The following is a 12,799-nucleotide window of genomic DNA, read 5'->3' on the forward strand; positions in this document are numbered from 1 at the left end:
CGGGCGACCCGCGCCGTCGCGCCTTGCCGGCCGCTCCGTCGCTACTCGCAGGCCGCGCCGCCGTTCCTCGCAGTCCACCCCGGGCACGCCTCGCAGGCCGCGCCGCCCTGCCTCGCAGACTGCACCGCCGTGCCTCGCAGACCGTGGGCACGCCTCGCAGGGGCTGCAGCGTCTGCGAACCGTGTCGGGCCCCTGCGAGGTGGCGCGCGAGGTGGGGGGTGTCCCGGTGTGGGTCCGGGCGCATCGCAGGGTGGCCCGCCGGTGTGGCTGGCTGGCGCCGCCGTGCCTCGCAGACCCCGGGCACGCTTCGCAGGCCGCGCCGCCGTGCCTCGCAGACCGTGGACACGCCTCGCAGGGGCTACAGCGTCTGCGAACCGTGTCGGGCCTCTGCGAGGTGGCGTGCGAGGTGGGGGGTGTCCTGGTGTGGGTTCGGGCGCATCGCAGGGTGGCCCGCCGGTGTGGCTTGCGGCCGCCGGTGTGGCTGGCGGGCGCCGCCGTGCCTCGCAGACCGCCGACACGCCTCGCAGGCCGCACCGCCGTGCCTCGCAGACTGCGGACGCGCTTCGCAGACCGCGGCAGCCACCGACCGGCTGCCCACCCCGCGCTCAGCCCTCAGATGGTGATCCCGTGCTCGCGCAGCCAGGTGATCGGGTTGAGCTTGGTGCCGTCCGCGTCCCACACCTCGAAGTGCAGGTGGGGTCCGGTGGAGATGCCCCGGTTGCCGACCTCGGCGATCTGCTCGCCCGCCTTGACTCGCTGCCCCTCCTTCACGAAGGAGCGGTTGATGTGGCCGTAGACGCTCTGGGTGCCGTCGGTGTGGCGCAGGACGATCCACAGGCCGAAGCCCGAGGCCGGCCCGGACTCCTCGACCACTCCGTCCGTGACGGCGTAGATCGGGGTGCCGATGCGGTTCGCGATGTCGATGCCGTCGTGATGGCGGCCCCAACGGGCACCGAAGCCGGAGGTGAAGCGGCCGAGGGCGGGTTGGACGAACGCCAGCCCGTCACGGACGACGGCGGTGGGGGCGCCGTCGGCGAGGGCGGAGTCGAGGAGCTTGGCCTTCTTGGCGAGCTGGGCGCCGATGTCAACGGCCTTGGCGAGGTTGGCGACGTCGACCTGGTCGCCGGGGTCCAGGCTCGTGACCTGCAGGGTGCCGAGCGGCGGCAGGTCGCCCCCGATGCCCTGCGGCACCGCCGCGAAGCCCTCGGCGAAGGAGGTGCGGGCGGCGACCGGGACGAGCGGAGCGGTCGGGGAGTCGACCATCGTCGTGAACGCCGTCTGCCCGCCCGCGACGGCGGCGCCCGCGGCGACGGCCGCGATCGTCACGCGATGCCGCACGGTGGCGTGCGGCGGCGCCGGGAGCCGGTGTACGCCCGGCTCGGACGTCGCGCGTCGCGACGGGGACGAGCCGGGAACCGGTCGGGCGCCGCTGGGGGAGCGGTGGGACGCCAAGACCTGCCCTTTCGAGCCTCAGTTGTCCGGCACGCCCAGGTGCCGGTGAGCCGGGAACGTCGCGACGGCGCGGGTCGGGGGGCCCGGCAGGACCGTGTTCGGGGTGCGGTCCTGGCGTCGTCGTGACGGGTTCGTGACCCGGTCGTGCCGAAAGTTAGCCCGATGCGGCCGGTGAGGCAAATGCCGCGGGCCGTGTCGGTCGGCGAGCGGTCGGCTTCAGGAGGCGGACGCCGACCCACCACGGAACGTGACCGGTGCCACGGAGGCCCGCCTGCTGCCGTGGGGGGCGCTGCGGGCCAGCCGTGCGGCGACCCAGTGGGCCACCCGGCCGTCCAGCGGCAGCGTGGCGTGCCCGACGTCGCGCAGCTCCAGCTCCTCGACGTGGAGGTCGGGATGCTGCAGGCGGGCGGCGGTGCGGGGGATCATGACCTGATCGAGCCTGCTCCACACGACGAGGAAGCGGGTGTGGCACTGCGGCGCGGGTTCCGCCAGCTCGGCGAGCAGGTCCGAGCCGGGTCGCATCTGGCGTCCCAGCGGTCCGGGCAGCCACCCGGCGATCGCCGAGCCGCCGTGCGGGCTACCGAGCGTGGCGACGGTGTCGACGGCGGCGTGCCCGCCGAGGCGCTGCACGTGGTAGCGGGCGACGATGCCGCCGAGGGAGTGGCCGACGACGTGCACCCGGTCGGCTCCGGTGTGCTCGCGGATCCGGTCGATCTCCACGGCGACCTGGGCCGCGGCGGTGCGGACGTCGTCGAGCAGCGGGTTGTAGTTGACGGCGTGGACGCAGGCGAAGCCGCGGCGCCGCAACGAGCGGCGGAACCGCGAGAACGCACCGCGGTTGTCGAGGAACCCGTGCAGTAGGACGATCGGCGTGCGGGCGGCGTCGAGATCGGTGACGAGGAGCCCGCGGCGGCCCGGCGGGAGGTCCTGCACCCGGTAGCCGGGATCCGCCGGGAGGAACTGCTCGGGGGTGAAGCCCAGCGGATAGGTCACCGCCCGGGCCGTGAGCCAGCACGCCTCCACGGCGAGACCTCGCGAGGTGGCCGCGAGGGCACCCGCGAGGTCCGCTCCTGCGCGGAACAGTGCCATTACCGGAGGGTAAGTGACAGACGTGTTACACGGGCGATCTCAGTTATCGATTCGTTACCGACGTCGTCCGATCGCCTCCAGGGCGATTACGGCACCCGCACCGACGAGCACGTGCATGAGGCTGAGCGCGAGGCGCGTCCCGGAGTCCGTCGGGCCCGTCAGCGGGCCGAGCACCGAGAGCAGCGCGAGCGCGCCCCCCACGACCTGCCCGACGCGCAGGAACCAGCGCCGCCACCGTGCGAGCAGAGCCGCGAGCAGCACGCCGATCGGCAGGATCGTGCTGGTGGTGACGATGTCCCAGCTCGTGACGGGATGCGGTGGCGTGCCGGGGACGGTGAGGACGAAGCTCGCCTCCGCGGCGATCCCCACGAGCAGCACGAGCTCGCAGGCCACGACCGCGGCGACGTAGGCGACGGCGGTGATCGTGAGGACGTCGCGCCACGGCGCGGTGGAGCGGGCAGGTGTGGCAGTGACGGTCGTCGAGGTGGTGTCTGTGCTGGTCACGAGGCCCTCCCGGGGGATCGGGGCCGCCCGGTCGGCGGCCACGTCACCACCCTCGGAGGTGAACCCGGCTTCAGGTCAAGCCATCAGCGCGGCGTAACCCGGCTTGATCACGTCGTCGATCAGCGCGAGCCGCTCGTCGAAGCCGATGAACGCCGACTTCATCGCGTTCACGGTGAACCACTGCAGGTCGGCCCACCCGTAGCCGAACACGTCGGCGAGCCCCGCGAACTCGTCGGAGAGCGTCACCCCCGACATCAGCCGGTTGTCGGTGTTCACCGTGACCCGGAAGCGCAGTCGCGCCAGCAGGCCGATCGGGTGCTCGCGCAAGGACGGCGCCGCGCCCGTGTGGACGTTCGACGTCGGGCACATCTCCAGCGGGATCCGCGCATCACGCACGTACGCCGCGAGCCTGCCCAGCTTCGCCGTGCCGTCCTCGCCGACGGCGATGTCGTCGACGATCCGCACGCCGTGACCCAGCCGGTCCGCCCCGCAGTACTGCACGGCCTCCCAGATCGACGGCAGCCCGAACGCCTCGCCCGCGTGGATCGTGACGTGCGCGTTCTGCTGGTGGACGTACTCGAACGCGTCGAGGTGGCGCGTGGGCGGGAACCCCGCCTCGGCGCCCGCGATGTCGAACCCGACGACGCCGACGTCGCGGTAGCGCACCGACAGCTCCGCGATCTCCCGCGACCGCGCCGCGTGGCGCATCGCGGTGAGCAGGCAGCCGATCCGGACCCGCCGCCCCTGCTCCGCGGCGCGTCGGGTGCCCGCACGGAAGCCGTCCAGCACGGCCTCGATCACCGCCTCCGGCGTGAGCCCTCGCTCCACGTGCAGTTCGGGGGCGAACCGGACCTCCGCGTAGACGACGCCGTCCGCGGCCAGGTCCTCGGCGCACTCGGCGGCGACCCGGTGCAGCGCCTCCTCGGTCTGCATCACCGCGACGGTGTGGCCGAACGTCTCCAGGTAGCGCTCGAGCGATCCCGAATGCGCCGCCCCGAGGAACCAGGAGGCAAGCTCACCGGTGTCGCGGACCGGCAGGTCCGGGTAGCCCACGGCGTCCGCGAGCTCCACGACAGTGGCCGGCCGCAACCCGCCGTCGAGATGGTCGTGGAGGAGCACCTTCGGGGCGTCCCGGATCGTTGCGGCGTCGAGGAGAACGGGCACCCGGCCAGGTTAGTGCCCGCCGCTGAATCGGTGCCGACACCGCAGCCGTAGGCTGGGGGCCTCCCCGATGTGCTCCTCCCGACAGGAAGCTCCCCGCGACATGACCGACCAGTCCCTGTCGTTCGACCGCATGCGCGGCATGCTGATGCGTGCCGCCGAGCTGCGTGACAGCGAGCAGCAGCAGATCTTCGACTCCCTCGACGAGATCCACGCCCGGCTGGCCGGCCTGGACGCGATCGGCACCGTCCGCAAGCGACTGTCCGAGATGCCGGACCGCACGGAGGTCGGCGTCCTCGCCGAGCGCCTGGACGAGGCGGTCGCGAAGCTGGACGCGCAGGACTCGGTGCTCTCGGCCGTCGTCCGCGCCCTGGAGGTGCTGCCGGACAAGCTCGGCCGCCCCATCGCCGCGCTCGACGGGCGCCTGGACGGCATGGCCGGGCGGCTCGAAGGTGTCTCCGGGCGCATGGACGGGCTGGACGACCGGCTCGCCGGCCTGCACAAGCGTCTCGACGAGCTCGACACCCGCCTGGACCGCCACGAGATGCGCCTGGACGCCCTGCCCACGACCGTCGGGGGGCCGGTCAAGGAGAAGATCGACGGCGTCGAGCGGATGGTGCGTGAGCAGCTCACCGGCGCCGTCAAGGCGTTCGACGAGACCGGCGACGGCATCCGCAACCTGCTCGGGGACTCGACCGTCGGGCTGCACCGGCGTCTGGAGGACCTCGGGGCGCGGCCGGCCGTGGACCCCGCCCGGGTCGAGGCGATCGCCGCGCAGCTGGAGGAGCTGGCGGGTCGGCCCTCGGTCGATCCCGCCGAGGTGGGATCCCAGCTGGCCGAGCTCGCGGCCCGGCTGGAGGCGCTCGCCGCGCGCCCCGTCGCGGAGCAGAGCCAGGTCGAACGGCTCGCGTCCCGGGTCGCCGAGTTGGCGGGCAGGCCTGTCGCGGACCCCGGCCACGTGGACGGGCTCGCCACCCGCCTGGAAGAGCTGGCGGCCCGGCCTGCCGTCGATCCGGCTGCGGTCACCGCCCAGCTGGACGCCCTCGCCGGCCGCCTGGACGCGCTGGCGGGGCGCCTGGACGGCGTGGACGCCGTGCTCGGGGATCGCCCGGACACCGTCGCGCTGCAGGGGCTGGTCACCCGGGCCAACGAGGAGTCGGAGCGGCGCACCGCCGGTCACCTCGACGAGGCCATGGCGACGTTTGCGGAGATCATCATGGGCGGCCGGGGGCCGTCCCTGGCCCCGCCGCCGGCCCCGCCGCGGGCCGCCACGCGGCGCACGTCGCGGTCGAAGGCGTCGGCGCCCAGCGCGAACGGCCACGGGGACCCGGTCGACGCCTGACCGGGCGCCGCACCCGAGCGCCCCACCTGAGCGCCGCACCCGGGCACCTCACCCTGGTGCCGGCCGGGCCACACCCGGGCGCCCGCCGGTGTCGCCGTAGGCCCGCCCGGCGAGTTGCGCATCTCGCCGGCGCGTGTTGTGCGTTCGGCGGCCGCGAGTTCCGCATCTCGCAGCCGCGAGTTGCGCAATCCATCAGCGCATGTTGCGGGTCCCGCCGTCAGCGGATCGCGCCGAGCACCAGCTCCGGTGCCACGACCGGCTCGTCTGCGACGACGACCCCGCCCGCCAACGCTGCCAGCGCCAGGGGCACGGCTGCGGGCGTGTCGGTGTGCAGCTCCATGAGCGGATCGCCGGCGCGGACCTCGTCGCCGGGCCGGGCCCGCAGCAGCACGCCCGCCGCGGCCTGCACCGCATGTTCCTTGAGCGCGCGCCCCGCGCCGAGGCGCCACGCGGCCGTCCCGACGGCGTGAGCGTCGCACCGGACCACCACCCCGGACCGGTCCGCGCGCAGCTCCTCGACGTGCGAAGGCCGCGGAAGGGGCGCGGAAGGGTCCCCGCCCTGGGCCGCGATCATCCGCTCCCAGACGGGGTAGGCGGCCCCGGACTCCAGCACCGGCGCCGGATCGACGTCCAGGCCGACCAGCTCCAGCATCTCCCGCGCGAGCGCCACCGTCAGCTCGACGACGTCCGCGGGTCCGCCACCGCGCAGCACCTCCACCGACTCGGCGACCTCCAGCGCGTTGCCCGCGGCGCATCCGAGCGGGGTGGACATGTCGGTGAGCAGTGCGCGGGTCGCGAGGCCGTGGTCGGCGCCGATCCGCACCATCGCCTCGGCGAGCTCGCGCGCCCGTTCGCGTGTCTTCATGAACGCGCCCGTCCCGACCTTGACGTCGAGCACGAGCCCGAAGGTGCCCTCGGCGATCTTCTTGCTCATGATCGAGCTGGCGATGAGCGGGATGGACTCGACGGTGCCGGTGACGTCACGCAGGGCGTAGAGCTTGCGGTCCGCGGGCGCGAGGGTGGGGGTGGTGGCGCAGATGACCGCGCCGACGTCGGCGAGCTGGGCGGCGATCTCGTCGACGGACAACGTCGCCCGCCAGCCGGGGATCGACTCCAGCTTGTCCAGCGTGCCGCCCGTATGGCCGAGCCCGCGCCCGGACAGCTGCGGCACGGCCGCCCCGCAGGCCGCGACGAGCGGGGCGAGCGGCAAGGTGATCTTGTCGCCGACCCCGCCGGTGGAGTGCTTGTCCACCAGCGGGCGGCCGACGTCGGGCAGGTCGAGGCGCTCACCGGAGTCGATCATCGCGGCGGTCCAGCGGGCGATCTCGCCCGCGTCCATCCCGTTGAGCAGAATCGCCATGGCGAGGGCGGACATCTGCTCGTCCGCGACGTCCCCGTCGGTGTAGGCGGCGACGACCCAGTCGATCTGCTCGTCGGTGAGCCGTCGGCCGTCCCGCTTCGCGATGATCACGTCGATGGCGTTCACGGCGACTCCTGACGAAACACGCAACCCGGCCTGATGAGATGCGCAACTCGCCGCGGCGAGATGCGGAACTCGCCGCCGCGGAATGCGGAACTCGCCGCCGCGAGAGGCGCAACTCGCGGGGGGCCGGGGACCGCGGTCACGGGCGGCCTCCGGAGCGGTCACGCGGGAGGTCGTGCGGGACGTCGTGCGGGAGGTCGTCGGGGCCGAAGGCGTCGGGGAGCACGTCGCGCAGGGGCCGGATGCCCCGCGGGGTGTCCAGCAGGCACTCCGGGCCGCCCAGCTCGTAGAGGACCTGGCGGCAGCGCCCGCACGGCATGAGCAGCTCGCCCGTCCCGGCCCGGCACGCCACCGCGACGAGCCGGCCGCCGCCGGTGAGCCGCAGCTGCCCGGCCAGCGTGCACTCGGCGCACAGCCCCAGGCCGTACGAGGCGTTCTCGACGTTGCAGCCGGTGACGACGCGGCCGTCGTCGCACTCGGCCGCCGCGCCGACGTGCAGCCCGGAGTAGGGCGCGTAGGCCGAGCGGGCCGCGGAGACGGCCGCGGCGCGCAGGGCGTCCCAGTCCGTCACCCCGGAGGCGGGCTCAGTCACCTTCGCCTCGCCGGTAGCCCTCGCCGTCCGCGGCCGGTGGTCGCAGCCGCTGCGAGGCGACCGCGAGCACGACGAGCGTCACCAGCTGAGGGGCGTAGGTGGCGAACTCGCGCGGCACCGTGTCGAACACCGCGTAGGCCAGGTAGACCACCGCGCCGGCCGCTGCCGCGACCGCGGCTCCCCGCCAGTAGCGCCTGCCGACCCACCACATCGCCACCGCCACCGCCACGAGCGTCGCGCCGTAGAGCAGCGCGTGCACGGCCTCGCCGCCCGCGCGCAGCTGAAGCCCGTCCACGTAGCCGAAGATGGCCGATCCGGCGAGCAGCCCGACGGGCCGCCAGTTGCCGAAGATCATCGCGGCCAGCCCGATGTACCCGCGGCCACCGGTCTGGCCCTCCAGGTAGCCGAGCTGGCCGGGGTTGAGCACCAGTGCGGCCCCGCCGAGCCCGGCCAACACCCCGGAGACGACCACCCCGACGTACTTGTAGGCCAGGACGTTGACGCCCAGCGACTCCGCGGCCACCGGGTTCTCCCCGCAGGAGCGCAGCCGCAGCCCGAAGCGGGTGCGCCAGAGCAGCAGGTAGCTGAGCGGCACCAGCGCGAACCCGATCACCACCAGCGGGGTGAGCCCGGTGAGCAGCCCGGACAGCAGCCCGGCGACGTCGGACACGAAGACGCGTTGCTGGGCCTCCAGCGCGGCGAGGGCATCCGACACCACGGGTACGGAGAACGTCTCGAAACCTCCCACCCGTGGTGACTGGCGCGGGTTGCGCGACACCGGCTCGAACAGCAGCGTCGCGAGGTACTTGGTGACGCCAAGGCCCAGCAACGTCACCGCGACGCCCGAGACGATGTGGTTGACGTTGAACGTCACGGTGGCGACGGCGTGCAGGAGCCCGCCCAGGCCGCCCATGACGATCCCGCCGAGGACGGCGGCCCACGGCCCCCACTGGTAGCCGGCCCACGCGGCGCCCCAGGTGCCGAGGATCATCATGCCCTCGAGCCCGATGTTGATCACGCCCGCGCGCTCGGACCACAGCCCGCCGAGCCCGGCGAGCAGGATCGGCAGCATCAGCAGGACGGCGGCCTGGGCCGTGCCGCCGGACGTGAGCTGGAACTGGCCCGTGAGCGTGGCGGTGATCGAGAGGATCACCACGCCGACGGCCACGATGATCGCGGACCGTGCCCAGCGGGGCACGCGCCGCAGCCGGGAGGGCCGCTGCCCGGGCCGGGTCTCGACGGCGGTCACGACGCCGCCCCCGTCGAGAACGACGTTCTGCTGATCAACAGGGCCTCGGAGCATGCGCAATGTCGTTCTCGACGGGTCACGACGCCACCCCCGCTGCCGGTGCCTGCCGGGCCGCCAGCTGCGCCGCCACCCGCCGCTGCTCGGCAGCCAGCTCGTAACGCCGCATGATCTCGTACGCCGTGACCACCGACAGCACCACCGAACCCTGCATGATCAGCACGATCTCCCGCGGTACCCCGACGTTGTCCAGGGCCAGCGCGGACTTGTCCAGGAACGCCCACAGCAGCGCCGCGAGCGCCATCCCGACGGGATGGTTGCGGCCCAGCAGGGCGATCGCGATGCCGGTGAACCCGTAGCCCTGGGGCGAGGTGAGCGTGTACGCGACGTCGCGGCCGAGCAGCTCCGGCAGCCCGACGAGCCCGGCGACCGCCCCGGAGAGCAGCAGCGCGATCACGATCATCTTCCGCTCGTCCACCCCGCCCGCGGCCGCCGCGGTCGGCGACTCGCCGGACGCCGTCAGCTCGAACCCGAACCGCGTGCGCCCCAGCATGAACCAGTACCCCACGCCCAGCAGCGCCGCGAGCAGCACCAACCCGAAGATCGTGCCGGCCCCGTCGAGGTCGAGGCCCGCGACCTGCCCGCTCGGCTCGATCGGCTGGGTGGTGATGTTGTTGCCGCGCAGCACGCCGAACGCGTCCGTGGAGATCAGGTAGGCGATCACGCCCGTCGCGACGAAGTTCAGCATGATCGTCGAGATGACCTCGCTGACACCCCGGTAGGCCTTCAGCAGCGCCGGGATCCCCGCCCACGCCGCCCCGACCGCCGCACCCGTCGCGATGATCAGCAACGAGTGCAGCACCGGGGGCAACACCACGGCCCCGCCGACGATCGCGGCCACGCACGCCGCGAGCCGGAACTGGCCCTCGACACCGATGTTGAACAGCTTCATCTGGAAGCCGATCGCGACGGCCAGCGCGGCGAGGTAGTAGACGGCGCCGCTGTTGACGATGTCGACCGCCGTGGTGCCCTCTCCGACCTGGGTGATCATCGCGACGAGCGCGATCCACGGCGAGTCCCCGCTGATCAGCAGGGCGATCGCGCACAGCACGGCCGCGAACAGCACCGCGAGCGCGGGCGGCAGGGCGACCGTCCGCAGGCGACTCACGCGCTCGTCCCCGTCATGGCCGCGCCCAACTCCTCGGGGGTGACGGTGGTCGGGTCGGCTTCGGCGACGAGGCGGCCGTCGAACATCACCCGGATCGTGTCGGACAGGCCGATCAGCTCGTCGAGGTCCGCCGAGACGAGCAGCACCGCGAGCCCGCTCGCGCGGGCCCGGCGGATCTCCTCCCAGATCGCCGCCTGCGCACCGACGTCCACGCCGCGCGTGGGGTGCGCGGCGAGCAGAAGGACGGGGTCGCCGGAGAGCTCGCGGCCGATGACGAGCTTCTGCTGGTTGCCGCCCGACAGCGCCGCGGCCGGGACATCCACGCCCGGGGTGCGGACGTCGAACTCCGCGACGATCCGCTCGGTGTCGCGGCGCGCGGCGGCGAGGTCGAGCAGGCCGAGCCGGCCACCGCGGCTGACCGGGGGACGGCTCTGGTAGCCGAGGATCCGGTTGACCCACAGCGGCTGGGAGGCGAGCAGGCCGTGGCGGGTGCGGTCCTCGGGGATGTAGCCGATACCGGCCTCGCGGCGGCGCAGCGTGTGCTCGCGGGAGAGGTCCGCGCCCGCGAGCACGACGCGGCCGGTGGCCTCCCGGCGCATCCCCATGATCGACTCGACGAGCTCGGTCTGACCGTTGCCCTCCACCCCCGCGATGCCGACGATCTCGCCCGCGTGCACGACGAGATCGACGCCGTCCAGCAGCGGGCGCGCGCCCTCCTCGCCCGCGAGCGTCAGGCCCTCGACCAGCAAGACCTCGCGGTCGGTGACGGTCGACTCGCGGGTGCCCGGGTCGGGCAGCTGCGAGCCCACCATCATCTCGGCGAGCCTGCGGGTGGTCGTGGTCTTCGGGTCGACCGTGCCGACGGTGCGGCCGCGCCGGATCACCGTGATCGAGTCCGCGATCGCGCGCACCTCGTCGAGCTTGTGGGAGATGAAGACGAACGTGTAGCCGTCGGCACGCATGTGGCGCAGCGTCGCGAACAGCTCGTCGACCTCCTGCGGCACCAGCACGGCCGTCGGCTCGTCCAGGATGACCGTGCGCGCGCCGCGGTAGAGCACCTTGAGGATCTCGACGCGCTGGCGGTCCGCGACGCCGAGCGACTCCATCAAGGTGTCCGGAGCGGCACGCAGGCCCACCGTGCGGGCCAGCTCGACCACCCGGGCGCGGGCCTTCCCGCGGATCCCGAGCTGCGCCTCCGCGCCGAGCAGGACGTTCTCCAGCACCGTGAAGTTGTCGGCCAGCATGAAGTGCTGGTGCACCATGCCGATGCCCGCCCGGATCGCGTCGGCAGGCGTGCGGAAGTGCACCTCCGTCCCGTCCACGATGATCGTGCCCTCGTCGGGGTGCTGCATCCCGTAGAGGATCTTCATGAGCGTCGACTTGCCCGCGCCGTTCTCCCCGCAGAGGGCGTGCACCTCGCCGGAACGGACCCGGAGGTCGACGCCGTCGTTGGCGACGACCCCCGGGAACCGCTTCGTGATACCCGCCAGCTCGACCGCGTACTCAGCGGTCACGGCGTGGTCGGCACCGTGATGCTGCCGGCGACGATCGCGCCCTCGTACGCGTCGAGCTGCGGGACGATGTCGTCGACCCGCCCGCCGCTGGTCGAGTAGCCGACCCCGTCCACCTTGAGGTCGAAGGCCTTCGGCAGCGAGCCCGTGGTGTTGCCGGCGACGGAGTTGATGTAGTCGAAAACGGCGGTGTCGACGCGCTTGAGCATCGAGGTGATGATCACCTGGTTGACCGGCGGCGGGACCGTCTTGTACTGGTCGGAGTCCACCCCGATCGCCATCTTCTGCGCGGTGTTCACGGCCTCGAACACGCCCTGGCCGGACGCACCGGAGGCGTGGTAGATGACGTCCGCGCCGGCGTCGAGCTGGCCCTTCGCGACGACGGTCGCCTTCGCCGGGTCGTTGAACCCGGTGAAGTCGCCCGCCGGGGTGAGGTACTTGACGTCGATCTGGACGTTCGGCGCCACCGCCTTCGCCCCCGCGACGTAGCCCGCCTCGAACTTCTCGATCAGCGGCGTCTCCACGCCACCCACGAAGCCGATCTTGCAGGTCTGCGTCTTGAGGGCCGCCGCTGCGCCGACCAGGAAGGAGCCCTGCTCCTCGGCGAACACGAGCGGGGTGACGTTGGGCAGCTCGACGGTCGAGTCGTCGACGATCGCGAACTTCACGTCGGGGCTCTCCGTCGCCACGGTCTGCACGGCCGAGGCGTACTTGAAGCCCACCGCGATGATCGGGTTGAAGCCGTCGGCGACGAGCTGGCGCAGGCGGGTGGCCGCCGCGTCCTCGCTCTCGTTGGGAGCTGCGGCCAGCTCGCGGGTGTTGGCCTGGGCGAGCCCCAGCTCGGCGATCGCCCGCTCGAGGCCCGCGGCCGCCGAGTCGTTGAAGGACTGGTCGCCGCGGCCGCCGATGTCGTAGGCCATGCCGACCTTCAGCCCGCTCGCGTCCGCGTTCGGGGCGAGCTGGGTGGAGGTCGTCGCGCCCGCCGCGGCGGGGGGCGCGTTGCGGGTGCACTCCGCAGCACCACCGGCACCGCCCGCACCGGTGCCGCCGCCGGTGTCGCGGGCACAGCTCGCGGTCGCCGCGGTGGCCAGCACGATCGCCGCCAGCGCGATGCCCTTCCGAATCCGCCCCTGCGTGATCCGCACGTCGACGCCCTCCGATCGGGGATGGGCCCCGGGCGGGGCCTGGGTCGCGGGTGAACGTAAACCCGCGCGGCTGCTCCGCGCGCGGGATCGATCGTCGGCGTGACCG

11 protein-coding genes are annotated in these 12,799 nt (G+C 73.4%); 1 reads left to right on the forward strand and 10 read right to left on the reverse strand.

The window, feature by feature from the left end:
• Positions 1 to 612: 612 nt before the first annotated feature.
• The 4 genes from AB7J25_RS16840 to AB7J25_RS16855 all read right to left on the reverse strand — a co-directional run bounded on the left by AB7J25_RS16840 (position 613) and on the right by AB7J25_RS16855 (position 4,209).
• Positions 613 to 1,326 (reverse strand): M23 family metallopeptidase, encoded by a 714-nt coding sequence (locus tag AB7J25_RS16840; RefSeq protein WP_428510060.1) that lies wholly within the window; start codon positions 1,324 to 1,326, stop codon positions 613 to 615.
• 342 nt (positions 1,327 to 1,668) lie between these two features.
• On the reverse strand, positions 1,669 to 2,541 hold the full coding sequence (locus AB7J25_RS16845) for an esterase/lipase family protein (RefSeq protein WP_428510062.1): 873 nt from the start codon (positions 2,539 to 2,541) through the stop codon (positions 1,669 to 1,671).
• Positions 2,542 to 2,595: 54 nt separating this feature from the next.
• A complete protein-coding gene (locus AB7J25_RS16850) occupies positions 2,596 to 3,045 on the reverse strand; it encodes a DUF6069 family protein (RefSeq protein ID WP_428510064.1) in 450 nt (149 codons plus the stop codon).
• Between the two features lie 75 nt (positions 3,046 to 3,120).
• Positions 3,121 to 4,209: an adenosine deaminase gene (locus tag AB7J25_RS16855; protein ID WP_428510066.1), complete on the reverse strand. Its 1,089-nt coding sequence runs from the start codon at positions 4,207 to 4,209 to the stop codon at positions 3,121 to 3,123.
• Between the two features lie 100 nt (positions 4,210 to 4,309).
• Here AB7J25_RS16855 and AB7J25_RS16860 point away from each other — a divergent pair, with 100 nt between their 5' ends.
• Positions 4,310 to 5,548: a PA containing protein gene (locus AB7J25_RS16860; protein ID WP_428510068.1), complete on the forward strand. Its 1,239-nt coding sequence runs from the start codon at positions 4,310 to 4,312 to the stop codon at positions 5,546 to 5,548.
• 217 nt (positions 5,549 to 5,765) lie between these two features.
• Here the strand turns inward: AB7J25_RS16860 and AB7J25_RS16865 are convergent, their stop codons facing one another.
• The 6 genes from AB7J25_RS16865 to AB7J25_RS16890 all read right to left on the reverse strand — a co-directional run bounded on the left by AB7J25_RS16865 (position 5,766) and on the right by AB7J25_RS16890 (position 12,693).
• Positions 5,766 to 7,034 (reverse strand): thymidine phosphorylase, encoded by a 1,269-nt coding sequence (locus tag AB7J25_RS16865; protein ID WP_428510070.1) that lies wholly within the window; start codon positions 7,032 to 7,034, stop codon positions 5,766 to 5,768.
• A 136-nt stretch (positions 7,035 to 7,170) separates the two neighbouring features.
• Positions 7,171 to 7,623 (reverse strand): cytidine deaminase, encoded by a 453-nt coding sequence (locus AB7J25_RS16870; protein WP_428510072.1) that lies wholly within the window; start codon positions 7,621 to 7,623, stop codon positions 7,171 to 7,173.
• On the reverse strand, positions 7,616 to 8,872 hold the full coding sequence (locus AB7J25_RS16875; RefSeq protein WP_428510074.1) for an ABC transporter permease: 1,257 nt from the start codon (positions 8,870 to 8,872) through the stop codon (positions 7,616 to 7,618). The genes AB7J25_RS16870 and AB7J25_RS16875 overlap by 8 nt, the downstream gene beginning before the upstream one ends.
• A 76-nt stretch (positions 8,873 to 8,948) precedes the next feature.
• Positions 8,949 to 10,037, reverse strand: a complete 1,089-nt coding sequence (locus AB7J25_RS16880; protein WP_428510076.1) for an ABC transporter permease — start codon at positions 10,035 to 10,037, stop codon at positions 8,949 to 8,951.
• The gene (locus AB7J25_RS16885) at positions 10,034 to 11,551 is read right to left on the reverse strand and encodes an ABC transporter ATP-binding protein (RefSeq protein ID WP_428510078.1); all 1,518 of its coding nucleotides are present in this window, start codon (positions 11,549 to 11,551) and stop codon (positions 10,034 to 10,036) included. Before AB7J25_RS16885 ends, AB7J25_RS16880 begins: the two co-directional genes overlap by 4 nt.
• Complete coding sequence (locus AB7J25_RS16890; RefSeq protein WP_428510080.1) at positions 11,548 to 12,693, reverse strand: BMP family lipoprotein; 1,146 nt, start codon at positions 12,691 to 12,693, stop codon at positions 11,548 to 11,550. Before AB7J25_RS16890 ends, AB7J25_RS16885 begins: the two co-directional genes overlap by 4 nt.
• Positions 12,694 to 12,799 lie beyond the last annotated feature (106 nt).

It is taken from the genome of Pseudonocardia sp. (genome assembly GCF_050246655.1).
GTDB lineage: Bacteria > Actinomycetota > Actinomycetes > Mycobacteriales > Pseudonocardiaceae > Pseudonocardia.

Coding starts and splice junctions, on each gene's coding strand:
- AB7J25_RS16860 (WP_428510068.1), top strand. CDS start 4,310: ATGACCGACCAGTCCCTGTCGTTCGACCGCATGCGCGGCATGCTGATG.
- AB7J25_RS16845 (WP_428510062.1), bottom strand. CDS start 2,541: ATGGCACTGTTCCGCGCAGGAGCGGACCTCGCGGGTGCCCTCGCGGCC.